12 protein-coding genes are annotated in these 20359 nt (G+C 53.7%); 9 read left to right on the forward strand and 3 right to left on the reverse strand.

What is annotated here, in order from left to right:
* Positions 1–535 precede the first annotated feature (535 nt).
* Positions 536–1936 (reverse strand): asparagine--tRNA ligase, encoded by a 1401-nt coding sequence (gene asnS / locus HBA55_RS15040; RefSeq protein WP_240946095.1) that lies wholly within the window; start codon positions 1934–1936, stop codon positions 536–538.
* A 250-nt stretch (positions 1937–2186) separates the two neighbouring features.
* Here asnS and HBA55_RS15045 point away from each other — a divergent pair, with 250 nt between their 5' ends.
* Positions 2187–4607, forward strand: a complete 2421-nt coding sequence (locus HBA55_RS15045) for a hypothetical protein (protein WP_166992964.1) — start codon at positions 2187–2189, stop codon at positions 4605–4607.
* A gap of 12 nt (positions 4608–4619) precedes the next feature.
* On the opposite strand, the gene HBA55_RS15050 is transcribed toward HBA55_RS15045, so the two are convergent.
* On the reverse strand, positions 4620–7403 hold the full coding sequence (locus tag HBA55_RS15050; RefSeq protein ID WP_166992967.1) for a TonB-dependent receptor: 2784 nt from the start codon (positions 7401–7403) through the stop codon (positions 4620–4622).
* 405 nt (positions 7404–7808) lie between these two features.
* Between HBA55_RS15050 and HBA55_RS15055 the strand changes: the two genes are divergently transcribed.
* The 7 genes from HBA55_RS15055 to HBA55_RS15085 all read left to right on the forward strand — a co-directional run bounded on the left by HBA55_RS15055 (position 7809) and on the right by HBA55_RS15085 (position 17446).
* Positions 7809–8327 (forward strand): sigma-70 family RNA polymerase sigma factor, encoded by a 519-nt coding sequence (locus tag HBA55_RS15055; protein ID WP_166992971.1) that lies wholly within the window; start codon positions 7809–7811, stop codon positions 8325–8327.
* A 17-nt stretch (positions 8328–8344) separates the two neighbouring features.
* Positions 8345–9385 carry a FecR family protein gene (locus HBA55_RS15060; RefSeq protein WP_166992974.1) on the forward strand — a complete coding sequence of 347 codons (1041 nt, stop codon included), beginning with the start codon at positions 8345–8347 and terminating at the stop codon, positions 9383–9385.
* 342 nt (positions 9386–9727) lie between these two features.
* Complete coding sequence (locus HBA55_RS15065; RefSeq protein WP_166992977.1) at positions 9728–12535, forward strand: TonB-dependent receptor; 2808 nt, start codon at positions 9728–9730, stop codon at positions 12533–12535.
* 224 nt (positions 12536–12759) lie between these two features.
* Positions 12760–14304 (forward strand): tryptophan halogenase family protein, encoded by a 1545-nt coding sequence (locus HBA55_RS15070; RefSeq protein ID WP_166992980.1) that lies wholly within the window; start codon positions 12760–12762, stop codon positions 14302–14304.
* A gap of 134 nt (positions 14305–14438) precedes the next feature.
* Positions 14439–15179 carry a SapC family protein gene (locus tag HBA55_RS15075; protein ID WP_166992983.1) on the forward strand — a complete coding sequence of 247 codons (741 nt, stop codon included), beginning with the start codon at positions 14439–14441 and terminating at the stop codon, positions 15177–15179.
* A 57-nt stretch (positions 15180–15236) separates the two neighbouring features.
* A complete protein-coding gene (locus tag HBA55_RS15080; RefSeq protein ID WP_166992986.1) occupies positions 15237–15956 on the forward strand; it encodes a DUF6445 family protein in 720 nt (239 codons plus the stop codon).
* Positions 15957–15973: 17 nt separating this feature from the next.
* A complete protein-coding gene (locus tag HBA55_RS15085; protein WP_166992989.1) occupies positions 15974–17446 on the forward strand; it encodes a sugar porter family MFS transporter in 1473 nt (490 codons plus the stop codon).
* Between the two features lie 18 nt (positions 17447–17464).
* On the opposite strand, the gene HBA55_RS15090 is transcribed toward HBA55_RS15085, so the two are convergent.
* Positions 17465–17956, reverse strand: coding sequence for an Lrp/AsnC family transcriptional regulator (locus HBA55_RS15090; protein WP_166992992.1), 492 nt, complete (start codon positions 17954–17956; stop codon positions 17465–17467).
* Positions 17957–18238: 282 nt separating this feature from the next.
* On the opposite strand from HBA55_RS15090, the gene HBA55_RS15095 reads away from it, so the two are divergent.
* Complete coding sequence (locus HBA55_RS15095; RefSeq protein WP_166992995.1) at positions 18239–20341, forward strand: TonB-dependent receptor; 2103 nt, start codon at positions 18239–18241, stop codon at positions 20339–20341.
* Positions 20342–20359: the final 18 nt, after the last annotated feature.

A 20359-nucleotide genomic window follows, 5' to 3' on the forward strand; every position in this document is an offset into this window, starting at 1 on the left:
TTGTCCATGGCGGAACATTGTCCCATATGGATGCACCCCGAATCGGCCCTTTGCATCGATAATTGGTTTCTTAATTAGAGCTCTGTGCTCCCTTCGAAGCGGCCCTTACCTTCACGTTTTTGCCTTCTTTTGCAAGGTGCGGGATGCCGCAGATGCCTGCAACGGCCGCACGAATGTAGGTCGGATTAGAAGCGCTTCGCGCTTCGTAATCCGACGTTCCGCCGAAGGTTTAAATTGGCGGCGGCCGTGTATAAAACACCTGTCGCAGCAACATCCCAAGGTGTTAAAAACCAGGCCGCAGCCAACGAACATCGCCGGCGGAACCGTCGGATTACGCTCCGCGAAGCGGAGCTAATCCAACCTACGCGGGAGCAAAACCCTGCCGATTCGAACGGCAGCTCCTGGCACTCTTCCGACTATCCAATCCCGCCTAGTGATTGTTGTACATAAAACTAAATGTGAAGAGCTCGAATATCAGCAAGTTAACCATCTTTCCAGATAAATCATACCCACGAATTCTTCGGAGAAACCGTTATTAGAAAGGCGCACTCTGCGGCACCCGTGGGAAAGGAATCGCATCGCGGATATTGTCCATGCCGCTGATATAGGTCAGCAACCTTTCAAAACCCAAGCCAAACCCGGCATGAGGCACGGTACCGTAGCGGCGCAGGTCGCGGTACCACCAAAGCGTTTCCTTCAGGGCTTCGTCCATGCGGGTGTCGAGCACATCCAATCGCTCTTCGCGCTGGGAACCGCCGATTATCTCTCCGATGCCCGGGGCCAGTACGTCCATGGCGGCGACGGTTTTGCCGTCGTCGTTCAGGCGCATGTAAAATGCTTTAATGTCCTTAGGGTAGTTCTTAACGATCACCGGGCCGTTGACATGCTCCTCGCAGAGAAAGCGCTCGTGCTCGGATTGCAGATCCAGCCCCCATCGCACCGGGTACTCGAACGACTTGCCGGACTTTTGCAGGATATCGATGGCCTCGCCATAGTCCATGTGCGTAAATTCACTGTTCACCACTTGTTCCAGTCGATTAATGGCATTTTTGTCGATACGCTGGGCAAAAAATGCCATATCGTCTTCGCGCTGTTCCAGCACTTCTCGAAAACAGTGTTTGAGAAAGTCCTCCGCCAGGGCCGCGTCGTCCTCCAGATCGGCAAAGGCAATTTCCGGTTCCACCATCCAGAACTCTGCCAGATGGCGCGAGGTATTGGAGTTTTCCGCGCGGAAGGTGGGGCCGAAGGTATAGACCTTGGACATGGCCAGACAATGGGATTCTACATTGAGTTGGCCGGACACGGTGAGATAGCTCTCCTGCCCGAAAAAGTCCTCACTATAATCAACCTGACCCTTGTCATCGCGTGGCAGGTTGTTCATGTCCAGAGCAGACACGCGGAACAGTTCGCCGGCGCCCTCGCAGTCGCTGCTGGTGATAATAGGGGTATTCACCCAGCAAAAACCATTCTGGTAGAAATAGTTGTGGATGGCGTTGGCCAGGGTATTGCGCAGACGGGTCATGGCTCCGAAAGCATTGGTGCGCGGACGCAGGTGCGCCTGGGTGCGCAGATATTCAAACGTGTGGCGTTTCTTGGCGATGGGGTAGGTTTCCGGGTCATCCACTTGTCCTATTACTTCGATGCTCTCCGCCTGGATCTCGACGGATTGTCCCTGGCCTTCGGATTCCACCAGTTTGCCGCCGACCACCACCGCGCAACCGGCGCCCAAGTGCGTCACTTCGTCGTAGTTGTCCAGAGTCTCCGGCACCACCGCCTGGATGGAATCGAAACAGGAACCATCGTTGAGGGCAACAAAGGAGATGCCGGCCTTAGAGGTACGGCGGGTTCGCACCCAGCCTTTGACGGTGACGGTGTCGTTCAGGGGCACGCCGCCACTAAAGAGGGTTTTGACTGATTGATGTGTGTGTTTATTCATCGAGCTCATTCACGCAGTTTGTAGTTGATGACCGGCAGCTCATTATGAGGTTTCTGACCCGGTTGATTTCGCTGTAATCATAGTCCCGAATTCACCGGTCTGCAGCATCTTTTGTCACGGGCGGGCCGGGATTGGTCCGGGAAAGTTGGTAGGTACCTGAAGAGCTGACCAGAGGGTGGTTTCTCTGTGCATTCCAATACTGCTTTTCTATACTGGGAGAATCGCACAGGGATCATCCCGGGAGGGAACCATGCCGCGTTTAATGACGCCATTTCTCCTACTTTGGATTTGCTTGCTCGCTTCAGTGGTGCGCGCCGGACAACCTGAGGCCCGGCAATTGCTGGGACAATGGCAGGGGGTGGATCCCTTCAGCCGACCTGGAGAACATTTCAGGCTGGATCTGGAGATACGGTCTGTCAATGAGATACCGCTATCCGACAACGACCTGCTTGCCTACCGGGTGGAAGGGCAGATTCAGGTACAGGCCCTGAGTCCTGAGGGTGGCCAGAATCCACTGGTGATAAGCGTCGCTTTTATGGGGCGGTATCAGCCTGTGACGGGGATTTTGAGCTACGAGATAAAGGGCACTCCGGCCTATGCGGGCGTCAAAAAAACGGCTGTCCTCAATGATGTCGGCGATACCCTTGCGGTGGTGGGGCACAGTGCCGGGGCGTCCCGGCATCCGGCGTTTGTGTTAACCCAAAACGCGAGCCTGGCCGCAGAGGTCCTGAGGCTGGCGGAGCCGAGAAGCAATCAAAGGCCGAATCTCAAAACCAATAAGCCCGCCGCGGATGTGGTTCAACAGCGAGCAGCCTCTGTATCAAGAAGAGGTGTCACTGCCAGTGTCGAGGCGCCCGCAGGGCAAAAACGATCCAAAAATCCGGCCAGAGCCGAGTATCAGCAGCGTCAAAAGGCGCTGCAGCAACAGATTCAGGAAGCGGTCAGAGCACGGGATAAAGAGTTAACCGCGCAGCTCAGGCAAGAACTGAAACAGTTACGTAAAGACTATCGTGAGAAAAAGGTGGCCGGGACGTCCGGGAAAACCACTCGTACCCAAGCCGTGCAGCGTATGAAGGAGCCTTGCCCAGAGCCCATTGTGAACTGGACGAATCATCTGATTGCCAATGGAGATTCAAACCTGGGCTATCGGGGCGATGTTCAGCTCAGCAACCTGTTTCGCCCCCAGGTTTATGCTTCGGTATTTGGCAAACGCTTTTCGCAGACCGGTGCAGACGAGCTAAAGCAATTGCTCGAAGACCTGCAATTGCCTTGCAAGAATGACGGCAGCGCCCTGGCCAAGAGCATGGTTCGTCAACCGTTGAGCTATGTCATTTCAGATCGCAAGGGATTTGGATGGACAGAAGCCGGAATTGGTGGCGTTGCGGCTGAGGTGGTCGCCGAGTGGCAACAACGGCTTATAGAGAGCCTGCAAGGCGCCGGGGCGGTCGAGGTGGAGGAGTATGTTCACACTACGAAAACCTTATTATCACTGTTGTGGCCAATTGAGCGGGACTCCACAGGTTCGGCGATTTTGGCCCGACGTAACAATTTGGCGGTGACCGGGATTGATCGTCATCTTGGGCAGCTGGGCCAACGCATAGCCAACGGTGAGGTAGACGCGTTGACAGAGCTTTATCACTTTCCGGAAAGCAAGCTGTTCAAGAGGCTGCTACCCGAAGAGCTGGATCGGCAGAAGCAACGGTTCTTCGAGGCAGTGGATCAAGGAGTCAATGATTTCGTGGCGCCAATTCGCAGCCAACTGGCCAAGCTTAAATCGCCAACGCAGCGACTGGCGCAGGGTCGGGCGTGGTATTTCCCCGCCGCCACCGCTTTGGAACGCTTTAATGATCGGCATACCTTTCAGCAATTCGAAAACTGGTTCTACAGCGATCGGGATCGGGATTTCAAGGCCGGTAAGAGTGAGCTGTTAGGGGAAATCGATGCTCTTGCAGAGTTGCTGGAGTCCTTGCAATGGAGCTTTCAATACAAACTCCCCAGAGATAGTGACTTTTCCCAGACCTGGCTTGAGGTGGAAGCGCACCTGTTCGCCAAGCAGGAAAAATTGGAACACGAACACTATCTGGCTCGCGTGGGGGAGGGGCCCTTTGGCCCTCATGATCCCGGTGCGATCTACCTTAACGCTGTGATTCGAATGGACCGGGAACAAATCAAGGCGGAAGACAGGCTGTTCGCATTGGCTTATCAGGACGTAGTTCCCTTTGCCTCAGGATATAGTTCTCGAAGCAGTCTGGTGCAGCCACTGTTGGTGTTTATCGCGGCCAGTTGGGGGCATGTCTATCAGGGTTGTATGGACAAGAACTACACAAAGTACACCCGCACAACGCAATACGAAAATGTGGTAACCAATGGATGGGGGGCTGAAATCAGTCGCTACCCCACCTACAGCACCACGACTACCTGGCGAATCAATGATCGCCACAAACCCATGTTTCGCATGTCTGACGGTAATATTCCGGGTGTGGGGTCTATGAAAATGGCGGCCGCGTTTTTAGGCGGTGATAAACAGAAGTGGAAGATTGTCGACGATCTGTTAGAGGGATCGCTAAAACAGCTACGAAAAATCATGCAGACTAAACCCTGCAACGATGTGGTTTTGCAAACCATTGACGAAAACCTGATCACCCTCTGGCATGAAAAGTACGGCGGGTAGGGGTTTTGTGCGTTACTTGAATTGGTAGCTGAGCGTGAGGCCGTAAGTCCGTGGCGGTTGGTAGATCGCATCGAACCCCTCCGGAGTGATAAATGTCCCGGAGGAGGTTTTAATCGCTTCGTCGGTCAGGTTATTCACAAACGCTTCCACCGACCAGCTTCCCTTATCCGGGCTGTAGAACAAACTCAAGTCATAGGTTTGGTAGGCGTCCTGCACGGCCAGGCCGTTCACGCCATCGGGGGCGCTGTCGAATACGCCGGGCGCTAGTTTGTCGCGATTGTAAATGTCCAAAAAGTACTGGTCAGAGAAGGTGGCTTTTAATCTGGAAGTCAGTATACCGGCTGCCACTTGGAAGTCGTGCTCGTAAATCAGTGTCAGCTTCCAGTCCGGTGTTCTAACCGGGGCGTTGCCGGAGAGGTCTACAATATCCTGTTGTGCGGCTTCATCTCCCGCTGCGTAGTCATTAAACAGATTGCCAAAAAGCGTATCCGGAGTCTGAAAATTGTCGAATTCCGCATCCATTAGCGATACGGCCATTTGCACAAAATCCACGTCGCTAATGGCCCAATCCATTTCCACCTCCAGCCCGTTGACCCTGGCCTTGGCGGCGTTGCGCACGATAGTACTGGTCACGCGATCCACAATGCCATCGCCGTCGTTATCAAAGTGATCGCGGTCTGAAAACTGCAGGTCTTTGTAGTGGGCGGAAAAGAGCGCCGCGTTTAAGCGCATATGGCCATTGAGAAGTTTGGACTTCAGCCCCAACTCGTAGTTGATGACTTCTTCCGGGTCGGCTTCATTGCCCCGGTCCTGAATATGCCCCGATTTGAATCCTGTGGTGGCGGAGGCGTAGAGCATAATATCTTCATCGACATCGTATTCATACCTCAGGAGACCACTGGTATTGCGCCAAGTGGCCGAATAGTCGTTGACCTGCCTTACCCAGCAAGCCTCATCACCGATGCCCTCGCTGGTGCCATTATCGTAGGGTTGGCCGGCATCGATGGCCGCCTGAGCGCCGGGGTCGGCGTATATCTGGTCGGGACTCGGAGCCCCGGGACCAATAGAACCCGGCTCCAGGTAAGGGCCGACTGCAGTCACTCGGCAATTGAGGCTGCGGCCCCTGTTGTCTGATTTGGTATCTTCGGTAAAACGTACACCTCCAGTCAGACGGCTGCTGGCGTTAAGATCGTAGGTGCCCTGAGCATAGAAGGCCTTGGCCTCCACCTGTCGATCAGGCTGCACAAAAAAGGCTACGCCGGCGCCCGGGTCATCACTGATATAGCTGGTGGTGTTGGTCAAGTCTCCGCCACCATCGTTGTCGGCCTGGTCGATGGTAAAGACAATGTCATTTTTTTCACGAGAGTAAAATGCACCGACAATCCAGCGCAGTTGTTCGCTATCGCTGTTGACCAGCTGCAACTCATGGGAATGCACTTTAAAGGTTGAACTGACCGTGCGGCGCTGTTCGTAATTACCGCTACGCCCGCGATCCACATCGAAAGCCTGTTCCCGGGTCATTTTTGCCGTGCCCAGCATGTAGCTGAGGGTGAGGTCGTTGGCGAAGGTGTAGTCGACCCTTGAACGAATAACGTCGTTGGTCAAGTCGATAAAACCCGGTGTGTCTGAGACCGTTATCCAGTGACCCTTTTCTACCAGCGAGGGATCGAGTTCGGTCACGCTGGTGCCTCGGTCCGTATAGCGTTCAGCGCTGATAAAGGCGGTTAAACGTTCATGAGGTTGCCACTGCAGCGACAGGCGGCGTGAATACTGGTCCTCCGCGTAGGGTGCCCGGGCATCGGCAGTAGCTTGTTGATAAACACTGAGATCAGCATCATCGGTTGGATACTGTGGGCCGAGGCCCGCGTAATCCGTCACCAGATCTGCGTAGGGATCATGCTGGTCGAAGGCAACGGCGGCACGCACCGCCAGAGTTTCAGAGATCGGCAGGTTGAGCATGCCACGAGCCGCCCGACGCTGGAAATTGCCCATGGATACTGAGGTGTGGGCGTTGAATTCGTCAAACTGAGGTCGCCGGGTCAGAATGTTAATGCTTCCCGAGGTGGCGTTGCGGCCGTAGAGTGTGCCCTGCGGCCCCCGCAGCACTTCGACTCGGTCAACATCGTAAAGCAAGGCCGCAGCCCCCTGGGCGCGGGGTGAATAGATGCCATCTACATGAAAGGCGACCGGTCCGTCGGCGATCTCGGTAATGTTCGTTTGGCCGATGCCTCGTAGTTGCACCAATAATGCGGATTGAACGCCGGTATTGGTCATTTCCAGGCTTGGTACGATGTCGGTGACATCGCGAATGTCTTTGGCCTGATGGCGATCCAGCATGGTCTGGCTGATGGCGGTGACGGCAATAGGGGTGTCCTGCAGGTCGGTGGATCGACGGGTCGAGGTAACAACGATTTCCTCAATGATTCGGGGCTGGCGCCGTTCCGGCTCCTGTTTGTGGGCCTTCTTCTCTACCGGCGGCAGAATGGTGATTCCCAGGTCGGGGGTAATTCGAAACCGCAGTCCGGTACCGTCCAGCAGTTGTTCCATGGCCTGGTGCAGGCCGAGTTCACCGGAGATAGCGGGGCTGGTAAAACGGGTCAGCTGTTCGGAGATACCGAAGATATTTGTATCTGCCTGTTCGGACAGCTGCAGCAGCGCTGCGTCCAGGGGCTGGGCAGGCAAATCAATTTGAATAACGGTTTCCTGAATGTCAGGTTGGGCCACCACCAGACTCGAACTCAGGCCGAGCAACGCGGCAAACAGCGGTGAACGAAGGCGGTGAAGTGTTGGGTGCATTGGCTTTCTGTTTTGGTCTTATAAAATGAATGAAAGCACTTTTTTGCGGTATATGGAAGCGTTGCGCCCTAAGGCCACAGGATCTTACGTGTGTTGGCAGAGAGGGTCTCAGGCAAATAATATGCATATATTTCAATGGGTTACGTTGTTTTCGGGAGTTGTTGTTGAAAACATGGTCGAAAAACTCAAAAAAACTGAAAATAAAGGAGCGGATTGGGAGGGGGTCTCCGTCTAATGTCAGATGCGTGCGAATCGCCGTCGAAGTCTCCGCCGTGGCAGTGGGGATGGGCGCTATTCGAGCTATTATCATAATAACAAGTCCGGTTGTTATCTCGTGGGAGTACAAGCCGGGCCTGAGGTTAAAAGTGTCCAATGAGACCATCGCCAGGTTGCAGGGTTGCTCCAGTGAGCCACGATGACAAAGGTGGGTTTGTGCGTGATGTGTATTTGCTCCATCGCGAGGAACTTTGCCGCAATATCGTCAGGAAGTTTGGTTTCGGCTTTAGCGAGGCTGAGGATATTGTGCAATCTGCTTTTGTGCGTTTTGCGGCCATGGAGTCGCCGGAGTCGGTGGAGAACCCCAGGGCGTTTCTCTACACCGCCAGCCAGAATATCGCGATTGACCTGAAGCGACATAATCAGGTTGCGCATAAGTATACGCAATACGTTGCCGGCAACGATGCCGAGATAACCGACAGCCCGGGACCGGAGCGTCTGGAGGAAGGCCGCCAGCGGCTTGGCATTATCTCGCGGGCGCTCTGGGGTATGCCCAAGAAGCGTCGCCAGTTATTAATGATGAGTCGTTTTGATGGCTTGTCCTATGCCGAGATCGGTCGCCGGGTGGGGCTGTCGGAATCGGTGGTAAGAAAACATGTGAGCAACGCCCTGGCGGATTGTCACCGGGCGCTGGAGGCTCGAAGTTAGTGATAACGGAAGTGAAGATGCAAACAGAACAACTCAATGCGCAGGCTCGCGATTGGTTTACGTTGATGCAGTCCGGCGCCGTGACTGATGTACAGCGGCAACAGCTGCAACAATGGCTGAGTGAAAGCCCGGCTCACGCGCAGGCGTATCGGGAGTATGAGGCGATCTGGAATGATCTGGGGAATTTGGCAGCGAGTGAAGAGGGGGAGGCGTTGCGGCATTCAGTGGCTCCAGGGATTTTCGCTCGGGTGTTTTCGAGCCTGGCCGCTAACACCGGCAAGCTCTTTGCGAGTATGACACCCACCGCTGGGGCAGGCGCGGCGGTGGCCGCTACTTTGGTCGTGGCGCTGTTGGTGCTGAGTTTAAGACCTCAGCCGGTTGAACGGCAGAGCTTTGTGACGGCCACGAGTGAGGTTAGGGCGTTAACGCTTGAGGATGGCAGTTTGGTGACGCTGGGGGCGAAGTCGGAATTGAATGTCTGGTTTTCGGATGTGGGCCGGCACATTGAGTTGATTCGAGGGCAGGCTTTTTTTGACGTGAGCAAAGATCCGGCGCGGCCGTTTTGGGTGCAGTCAGGTGACAGCCTGGTGAAGGTGGTCGGGACGCAGTTTGATGTGAGGCGTGGCAGTAATCGCACACGGGTGGCGGTGGCGGAGGGCATTGTGAATGTGTTTGCCGCGGTCGTACAGGGAGAGGATTCTAAACCCACCGGAGATCCGGTGGTGCTTACGGCCGGAAAATCGGTGCAGAAGCCGATGTATCGAGAGTTCGATGAAGTCAGTGATGTCGCTGTTAAGGATGTGGCCACCTGGCGGCAGGGACGACTGGTTTATCGCAAGGCGAGTCTTGCTGAGGTGGTGGCGGATGCGAATCGCTATTCCGAGGGGACGATTGCGCTGGGTACGGGGGCATTGAAGGATCTTGAGGTGACGGCGGCATTTAAAACGGATCAGATGGATGTACTGCCGGAGATGTTGGCGCAGATATTACCGATTGTGGCTTATCGGGAAGAAGGGAATCGGATTTTGATTATGCCTCGGTCTGGGGGTTCTGATTGATTGTTGTTGCATTTTCCGGTTTAAAAAATCGCACTTTTCAGTGCGATTTTTTTTGCCTGCATTTTTATGATTATGTGGAAGGAGCACTGAAACCACTGTAGCAGCGGGCTCAGACCGCGACCGATGCAAAGAGCCGGATTGGGACTAATTTGACTTAATCCAACGCCATTCGGGAAAGTCCGATATCATCGAGTTCAAACTTTTTTCAAAAAAATGGAGCGGATTTCTACCGGCTCTCCGTCTTTAGGGAACGTACCAGCAGCATGCTACAGATCCGGATCCTGTACGTAACCAAAGTTGTTCAAATTTGTTGATCAAATTGCTCAAGGAGAGTTATTGAATATGTATAAGAAACACAAGCTTTCCAGTGCTGTACTGGCTGCGGTTACCGCTATGGCCAGTGCACAATATACAGCCGCACAAAGTGGCGAGGTTACAGAGTCTGACAAGGCTTTTGCCAATACCCTTGAAGAAGTGGTTGTACAAGGGATTCGTGGCAGTCTGCAGCGGTCTATGGATGTAAAGCGCGATAGCAGCGGTGTTGTCGATGCGATTTCTTCGGAGGATATCGGTAAGTTCCCCGATCAGAATCTGGCGGAATCTCTGCAGCGTATTACCGGTGTTTCAATCGATCGCGCCGGTGGTGAGGGTCAGTTGATTACAGTTCGCGGGTTTGGACCGCAGTTTAATACGGTGCTGGTGAATGGCCGTCAAATGGCGTCGGAGAATCAGACTCGCGCCTTTAGTTTTGACACCATTTCCGCGGATATGGTGAGCAGCATTAATGTTCACAAAACCTCTACTGCGACTCAGCAATCCGGTGGTATTGGTTCTACGGTGAATATTGCTACCGCCAGACCCCTGCAGCTTGATGGTATGAAGCTGGTGGGTAGCGTCAAGGCGTTATACGATGAAAACAGCGAGGAAACGACACCCGAATTCTCCGGTTTGTTCAGCAATACCTTCGCTGACGACCGCGTTGGTGTGTTGGTGGCGGTATCACACAAGGAGAGTGAAACCCGTTTGAATCAGGCTCAAGCCGATGGTTGGTTGGAAAATGTGGGAATACCGCAGGAGCAGTTGAATGGCGGGGCGGGGCACGACGGTAATATCTTTTCTCCCCGTAACTACGATACCAAGGTGACGTTTGAAGAGCGCAGCCGTACCAATGCCAATCTGGTTCTGCAGTTTGCCCCTACGGATGAGTTGGAGTTGACGTTTGATGCGTTGTATTCCGATTTTGATATCGAAGCGGATGCCACGTCCTACGGCCACTGGTTTACGGGTCCGAACATCGAAAATGCGGTGACTGACGAAAATGGTACTGTGATCGATTTGTACCAGGAAGTAGGTCTGGCGACGGATTTTCACGCCAAGCAGTTCGACCGTCTGACCGAAACCAAATCTTTCGGTTTTAACGCGGATTGGCACTTCAGTGATAATCTGAACCTGAAGTTTGACGCTTTCGTGTCCAAGGCCGAGCGCGAGGCCAACAACGGCGGCGGTAATCAGTTGTCTTTGATCGGATACGCCAACCGGGTGCGTTTTCAATCCGACGATGCCATTCTGCCTTGGGTGAGCGGCTTCCAGGATCCGGCGGATAATATTGTCGATGGCGAGGGTATTTCCCGTCCGGTGTCTGACTATCTCGATCCGGCCAATGGTCGTGCTCATGTGATGTTGCGCCGGGGTTGGGAGGTTGAAGATGATGTGCAGCAATTCCGGATGGACGGCCTCTGGAATGAGGGCAATGATACCGGTCTGGTGGAGGCACGATTCGGTCTGATGTTCTCCAATGAGACCAAATCGCTGACCCGGTGGGACAACGAGGGTGTGGGGATTCACTGTACTTTCTGTGGTTACCCTAATTCGCCGGATGTGCCGGATGAGTTTCAGACATTGTTTGATGCCGGCAGCGACTTTCTCGATGGTATCAGTGGTTCCGGGCGTACCCCTACCGTTTGGTTACAGCACAACGGTGAGCAGCAGTTTTCCTTTCTGGAGGATATCAGCGGAGTCAGCTTTGACGCCGTTCGCCGTGATAATTCTTTTGAGGTCGAAGAGGAAACCCTGTCTGCCTACATGGAGATGGATTTCGCCGGTGAGATCGCCGGAATGCGAATTTCCGCCACTGCCGGTGTCCGCTACGAAAGTACGGATGTAAGGGTCGATGGTACCGAGTCTCCGATCGAGGGTCTGAGTATTCTGGACCAGACGGAAATGGTGGCCTCCTTTGGTGCAGCGTCGCCCATCAGTGCAACCTCTGACTATACGGCTTTGTTGCCTAATCTGAGCGTCAATCTGGAGATAACGGAAAATCTGGTAGCCCGCTTTGCCGCCTCTCGTACTCTGACCCGCCCGACGCTGGAAAATATGGCGCCGGTGACCAATATCGGTACGACTCGCCAGGGCGGCAACCTGACCGCTACCGCCGGGAACCCCGAGTTGCAGCCGTTCGAATCGGATAACGTGGACTTGTCCCTGGAGTGGTACTACGACGAATCCAGCTATGTGTCTGTGGGTTACTTCCAGAAGGACGTCAATAACTTCATTATCAACGGTACCACCGACCAGACGTTTGTTATCAGCGATGGCAGCTTTCTGACTGACCCATCAACGGGTGATGATGTCAACGCACCGGATGCCAATGATCAGGTGGCTGTATTTACCACCACACTGCCCAATAACGGCGAAGCGGCCACGGTGGATGGCGTGGAGCTGGCGCTGCAGCATACGTTTGGTGAAACCGGTTTTGGTGTGATTGTTAACGCCACCCTGGTGGACAGCGACGCCGAGTTGGATGCCGCCGACATTAACCAGAAGTTTGCCGTTACCGGTCTGAGTGACTCTATGAATCTGGTGGGCTTTTATGAGAAGGGGCCTTTCCAGTTCCGCTTGGCCTATAACTGGCGTGACAAGTTCCTGCAGTCTCTGACTCAGACCAACGGCGATGGTGTGACTCATGTGGATGAATATGAGCAGTGGGATATGAGTGGCAGTTACGAGATTAACGATAACCTGATGGTGGTGTTTGAAATTACCAACCTGACGGAAGAGATTGTGACCAAACACGGTCGTTTCGACAATCACTTTCTGTTGGCTGAAGACGCCGGTCGTCGTTTCGCTCTGGGGCTGAACGCCAAGTTCTGACAGCCCTACACCTTGTGGCCGCCTATGGCGGCCCTTTTTTCCACGAACACAGGAGAGATGAATAGTTTTCAATTCATCCCATTTAGCACTATCCACTGTAGCAGCCCGCTCCGAGGGCGACTGACTTTGGCAGCATTGCTTAGGCATCAGGAGATTGACCAAATATAAATTGAATTAAGAAAAACAGAGCGAAGAAATACAAACAGATAATAAGAGGTACTAACATGAATAAACCCGTAAAGTCTGTAATCGTCGTCGGCGGTGGCACCGCCGGATGGATTACTGCCGGCCGTATTGCCGCCAAACATCGCTGCAGCTCTGAGTCTGCAGTGCAGGTGACGCTTATTGAGTCGCCAAACATTAATATCATCGGCGTGGGTGAGGGCACCTGGCCGACCATGCGCAATACCCTGATGAAGTTGGGAATCTCCGAAACGGATTTTATGCGCGCCTGCGATGCCACCTTTAAACAGGGCGCCAAGTTCGCCCGCTGGGTGGACGGCAGTCGTGACGATTTTTACTACCACCCATTAATGCTGCCCCAGGGCTTTGGTCGTGTTGACCTGTGCAGCTATTGGCAGGCGCAGCAGGGGAGGGAGTCTTTTTCCAATGCCGTTTGTTTCCAGGAACAGGTGTGTGAGCGGGGGTTGGCCCCCAAGCTGATCACCACACCGGAGTTTGGATCCGTCGCAAACTATGCGTACCATTTGGACGCTGGAAAATTTGCGCGATTTTTGCAAAATCACTGCGTTAACCAACTGGGTGTTCGCCACATACTCGACGATGTCGTCGGTGTGCAAAAAGCGAAGAATGGCGATATCGAATCCCTTAAGACTGCACATCATGGTGACCTCAGCGGTGACCTGTTTGTGGATTGCACCGGTTTTCGATCCCGGCTATTGGGTGACGAAATGGACGTGCCGTTAGTGGATCGCAGTGACGTACTCTTTATCGACACCGCCATTGCGGTGCAGGTGCCCTACGAACAAGCGGACGATCCGATCGCGTCTCATACCATCTCGACCGGCCAGGAAGCAGGCTGGATCTGGGATATCGGATTGACCCGACGTCGTGGTGTGGGGTACGTATATTCCAGTAAACATACGTCTGAGGAAAACGCCCAGGATACGCTGGCCCAATATGTGGGGCCGGCAATTGAGCAGCTGGATGTGAGGAAGATTCCCATACGCTCCGGTCATCGTCAGCTATTCTGGAAAAACAACTGCGTGGCCGTTGGCCTATCAGCCGGTTTTCTGGAACCCCTGGAGGCTTCTGCACTGGTATTGGTGGAGCTATCAGCGGAGATGTTGGCCGAACAGTTGCCGGCCACTCGCGGGGTGATGGATATCTGCGCACAGCGGTTTAACGATACCTTTCAATATCGGTGGGACCGCATTATCGACTTCCTCAAGTTGCACTATATTCTCAGCAAACGCACGGATAACGATTTCTGGAATGACAATCGCGATCCGACCTCTATTCCCGACAGCCTTCAAGCGCTGATGAGTTTGTGGCAATACCGCTCGCCGGGAGATCAGGATTTTACCAGCAACAACGAGGTCTTCCCGGCGGCCAGCTATCAGTACGTGCTCTATGGTATGGGTTTTAAAACAGAGACCGCCGCATATGCCCACACTCTGATAGAGCAGGAACTGGCGCGAGAGCAGTTTGGCAAAAACCGTATGGCAACCGAAAGAGCATTGGCGGGTTTGCCCCGGCACCGCGATCTGATTAACAAGATTCACGAGTACGGCTTCGCAGCGGTTTGATTAGCCAACTCCCCGTGAGCTCAATTTGGGGCAATCCCTGTAGCAGCCCGCTCCGAGGGCGACCGATATCCGGTTGAGTTCAAACATTGAAATTTTGCTTAAGTAAGCGCATACAATACAGAGAGAAGACTATTATGACTTGCCTGGTCTCACTACATCATAAGCAGCATCGGAATCTTCGGATTAACCCTCAGGCCGTTGAAACTCAAAACGCCAACCTGCATATGGTACCAGTAGTACTCAGCGAATTTCTAAAACTGGCGGTCCAGTACCCCATTGCGTTCACTAAAAACCGAGACACCGGCCGCTTTGTCTGTGTCGCCATGCTTGGATTGGAGCCGGGCGAAAACCTGTTTGTGCAAGAGGGAAACTGGGATGCTCTTTACGTACCGCTTCAGGTTTCCAGGCAGCCCTTTTTTGTCGGGCAGGAATCGGGCAACGACTCCAATCAGGAAAAACTGGTGGTCTGTGTCGATACTGATCATCCGGGCGTGAGTGAACAGGGCAGCGAGAGACTGTTTGATGACCAGGGAAGCGACAGTCCATATCTCTCCAGTGCCAAATCGAAGCTGGCAGAACTGTTTCGTGGCGAGACTGAGATACAAGCATTTACCGATGCGCTGCTGGAGCTAAAACTGCTGCAGCCGATGCGCTTGGAAATCACATTGGAAAACCGGCAATCCCTGACACTGCAAGGGATGTACACTATTGACGAAGAGCAGTTCAAACGACTGCCGGACGAGCAACTGTTGGATTTGCGCCATCGGGATTATCTGGCACCGATCCATACCATGATCACATCCCTGGGGCAGATCTACGCCCTGGTTCGACGCAAGAACGCGACAAAACCAGTCGCTCTCGGAGCGGGCTGCTAAAGAGAATAATGCCAAGTTAGCGGAAATATGTGTCATTGAATAGAGGTGGTAACAGGTATGGACGGGTATAGCATCAGCGAGCATGCTGAGGTTCAATCCTTTCACGTGGGTCATGGCAAAGAGCCGGTGGTCGTTATCGACAATCTGCTGGAACATCCGCAAGACCTGGTGCAATACGCACTGGAGGGGCCTTGCTTTGAGCAGCAGTCCCAGGACTTTTACCCCGGAATACGACAAGCGGGGCCGCAGAAGTATGCTCAGAAAGTCAGACGGAGTTTAGAGGAAAACCGTTATTTTGCCGTATTTGAGGCGAGCAAGGTAGATACCATCTCCTGTGTGCTCTCCATCGCCACCGTACCGCCAGCGAAGCTGCGCCCGATCCAAACGGTGCCGCATTTCGACAGCTGTTGCAACGATTCCTATGCCATGGTGCACTATCTTTGCGCGCAACATCATGGTGGCACCTCGTTTTATCGTCACAAGAGTACCGGCTTGGAAAAAGTCCAACAACATCAATTGGGCGGCTATATGCGTACCCTTAAAGCTGAGTTGATGGCGGATACATCCCACGCACCAGCATATATCCACGGCGATACCAATCAATTCGAACGCATAGGAACGGTGCCGGCGAAATTCAACCGGGCAGTGATTTACCGCTGCAGTTTATTGCATTCGGGCGATATTCAACCAGACTTGGGGTTGGCGCGTGACCCTCGCAAAGGTCGGCTAACCGCCAACCTGCTATTCACGGCTGCCGATCCCAGTTCAACCCACTGATGACCAGGGTATTTACTATGACAAATAACAAGGCCCCCGATTTGAACAGCCATACACACCACCGACGAACAGTTCTCAGAATCACGGTGGTGGTAGCGCTGGCCGGATTATTGTTCGGCTACGACACGGGTGTTATTGGCGGCAGCCAGCTGTATTTTACAGAGTACTTCCAGTTGACGCCGGGACAGCAGGGTTGGGCGGTCAGCAGTGCCCTCTACGGTTGCCTGTTTGGTGCCATGGCTGCCGGATTCCTGACCAAGAGCATTGGTCGCAAATACACGCTGATTCTCTCAGGATTCCTGTTTTCACTCTCCGCCTGGGGCTCGGGAATTGCCGACTCTCTGCCGCAACTGGTGATCTACCGCATTATCGGTGGGTTGGGCGTGGGCATGGCATCCATGGCGGCACCCATGTATATCGCGGAAATCTCTCCTCCAAAGGAGCGGGGCCGTATGGTGTCTTACTACCAGCTGGCTGTGGTCGTGGGTTTTTTTATCGTTTTCCTGGCAACCTATTTTATCGGTGGCGGCAACGTTGCGGGGATGTCCGCTGAAGCCATTAAGGAGCTGCATCACCACAATGTCACGCAAGGCTGGAGAGTGATGCTCTGGTCAGAGCTGTTGCCTGCGGTGTCTTTCTTTATATTGTTGTTTTTTGTCCCGCATAGCCCCCGCTGGTTAATGATCAAGGGGCGGGAAGAAGAGGCGCGCAAGGTGCTGCTGACGATTACGGCAGACGACGCGGAGGCGGACAGCGAACTAGAGGATATTCGCCGTTCTCTCTCGCAGCACCAGTCCGCTGGTTTCGCCAGTCTGTTATCGGGCCCCTTGCTGTTTGTGTTGTTTCTCGGAGTGATGTTGTCAGTGTTTCAGCAGGTTACCGGAATCAATGCGATTCTTTATTACGGTGCGGAAATTTTCGCCAACGCCTTGGGATATGGCCCCGAGGATGCGCTTAAGCAACAGTTGTGGCTGGGTGCGGTTAACCTTGTGTTTACCTTTGTGGCCATCTATACGGTTGACCGCTGGGGCAGAAAACCATTGTTGCTGACGGGCACATTGGGCATGTTTTTGGGGTTGTCCGTTCTTGGCTTGACGATTTATACCGGCCAGATGGGCATGCTGTCACTGTTGGCCATTTTGGTGTTTATCGGTTCTTTTGCGCTGTCCATGGGGCCGGTGGTCTGGGTCATGTTGTCCGAGATTTTCCCCAACCGGGTACGCAGCGTGGCTATGTCTGTGGCGGTGGCGGCACAGTGGTTGTTCAATGGCATTGTGGCCAGTACCTTTCCACTGGTTAACAATAGTGCGTTTAACAGCCAGCAGTTTAACGGTGCCTTGCCGTATTTTGTCTTTGCGGGCTTCTGCCTGGTGACTATGGCCTTTGTCTGGAAGCTGGTGCCGGAAACCAAGGGTAAGACCCTGGAGGAAATGGAAGCACTGTTTGAGCGCAACAGGCTGCCTGGCAATGCTGCTGAGGCCACGGGCTAGCACGGTGAAGACAGGAGGCTATTCCTTCCAGTCCAATTTGTGAAGCGGATAGCCCAGCATCCATTTGGCCCGTTCAAGGATAATGCGGATGTTGGTTTTTACGATACCCAACTCTTCAATCGCACAGAATTCGTCGACCGCGCGGTTTAGGTCGGCGATATCTCTAGAGCAAGTGAAGCAGATATAGTCATAATCGCCGGTGACTCGCACGCAGTCCATAAACTCGGGCACATCAGCGATTTCCTTTTCCAGGCGCCGTCGAACCGGGGCGGTATTGTTTTCCAGTTTGAACTCCAAATAGGCGATCACGTTCTCGCAGATCTCATCCAGGTCCAGTTCCACCACAAACCCCTTGAAATATCCCGCCTCCTTCAGGGCCTTGGTCCGCTGCAGGCAAGCACTGGGCGAGAGGCCAACCCGCTCGGCCAGGTCCACATTGGAGAGATCCGCCTCCTTGTGCAGTACCGTGAGTATCTTGCGGTTGTAAGCGTCCAGTTTTGTCTTTTTCATAGTGCCTTCTGCTTTATGGGAACTAGCTATTGAACAAATGGAATATCCAGTACTCGGTTTAGCTCTTATTCTACTAAGATTAGAAGCCAAATCAGGCTCATTCAAGGGCTATTGCCCCATAATCAAGATTATGAAGCGCTCACCCCGAAATTACGTGGAATATTTTGCCAATTCCTCTGCCTCGAAAATTTAAATTTCTGCCAGCTGGGCATACTGAATTTCCAACCCGGTATCACCCAAAGCGGTCGATACTTATAAATGCAATAAAGATCGGAGCAGGAAATGGCAATCTCAAACAAAACAGCAATAGCCGCGGCGTTAGCGCTGGCAGCCACCGGCGGTGTTGCTACCCCTACCTGGGCAGAAGTCATCGCCCTGGAAGAAATTGTGGTATCGGCCCGAAAGCGCGACGAAAACCTCCAGGATCTACCGGACTCGATCACCGTATTTTCCTCCCAGACCATCGAAGACGCCCGTATTACTGAAATCGCGGATTTCGCCGAGCTGACGCCTAATCTCGACGTATTTGGCAATTTCAGGCCCAATCTGGCTTTTGTCAGCGTTCGTGGCCTGATTACACCCCAGGTGGGTGAACCACCCCTGGCGTTTGTGGTGGACGGTGTGACCGTACCCAACCTGGAGTTTATCAACCAGGGGCTACACGACATCGAACGCATTGAGGTGCTGCGGGGCCCCCAGGGCGCTCTCTATGGGAAAAACGCCATTGGTGGCGCGATTAATATTGTCACCAAACAGCCCTCGGATGAGACTGAGGGGTCGCTGCAGGCCACCTTTGCCGAGGGTGACGATATGCGCCTTGCTGCAAATATCTCTGGCGCCCTGGTGGAGGATGCAGTCTACTACCGGCTTTCCGGCTTCTATCGCGACAGCGATGGTCTGATCGACGACAAGTTTCTGAATGAGGGCGTTGATTATATCGACCAGACCGTGATGCAGGGCATGCTGCGCTTCCAGATCTCCGATCAGACCACTCTGGACCTGCGCGGCAGCTACAGCGATGGCGACTACGGCGTAGGCTACTACACGGTGGTGACTCCCGAAACCCAGGAGGATTTCTCCATCGAGCCTGCCCACAATGTGTACCCCGAGGATGTGAACAGCCTGACCGCATTTTCCATAAAACTGGAGCACGATACCGACTACGGGCTCTGGTCTGTGGTTGCCGGTTACAATAAATCTGATGATGACAACTTTTTGGATGCGGACTTTACACCGTTGCCGGCAGATCCGGACAATTTCTTCTTCCCTGCCGCACAACGGAATGTAGTGGAGGACGAAGCCACCAGCATGGAAGTGCGCTTTGTTTCGCCGGGAGATGAAAAACTTCGTTGGTTGGTGGGGGGCTTTTACCAACAACGTGATCGTACCAGCCTGTTCAGCTTTTACGACGATCTGATCGGCGATCAGCGCCGCGAGCGTGAGGATTTTACAGATGCCGACCTGTTATTCGCAATCAATGATGAGCAGGAAAGCGAAGCCTGGGCAGCCTTTGGCCAGCTGAACTATGACCTCAGCGATACTTTAGAATTGACCGCAGCGCTGCGTTATGACGAGGAAACGCGCGAGTCTTTTACCCCCGGCGACAAGGCTTTGACCTTTGCTGAAGAGACCTTTAGCGAGCTGCAACCGAAATTCTCACTGGCCTGGCAGGCCACGGAAAACCTGCTGACCTATGTGACCTATTCGCACGGTTTCCGCTCCGGTGGTTTTAACGAATTCCACCCGGACATTGTTCGTACCTTTAACGAAGAGATCTCTGATACCTACGAGATCGGTATCAAGTCCGAATGGTTCGACGGTCGTATGACCCTGAACGCGGCACTGTTCCAGGTGGCTCAGGACGATGCCCAGTTTACCGGCTTTAACCCGATTACCTTTACCCTGGAAAACCTCAGCGTGGATGAGGTGGAGGTACGTGGATTCGAGCTGGAACTGAATGCTCGCCCAACTGAAGGTCTGAGTCTCACCGCCGGCGCCGGCTTTGTGGACAACGAAATCAACAGGTTCGAACGTGACCTCTCGCTGGAAGGCAACACCATGCCATTTGTGCCTGAGGTGACTCTCAATGCCGCTATCAGCTATGAGCATCAGTGGGGAGACGGTCTGACGGTTGTGTACCGGGCCTCCGCCAACTACAAGGGCGAGACGGACTATGTGCTGGAAAACATTTTCCCCACCGACTCCTATACGTTTGTTGATCTGAGCGTAAAGGTGGGAGCGCAGCAGTGGAGTGCGACTTTGTTTGTGGACAATGCCACCGATGAAGACGCCATAGGCTCCATCAGTAACTTCGGTCTGCCCTATGGTATTCGCTTCCGCAATACCCCGCAGCAGGCTGGCGTTCAGCTCCGTTACAATTTTTGATCGCTAACACCTGTCTGG

The sequence above is a fragment of the Pseudomaricurvus alkylphenolicus genome, assembly GCF_011683955.1.
Lineage (GTDB): Bacteria > Pseudomonadota > Gammaproteobacteria > Pseudomonadales > Cellvibrionaceae > Pseudomaricurvus > Pseudomaricurvus alkylphenolicus.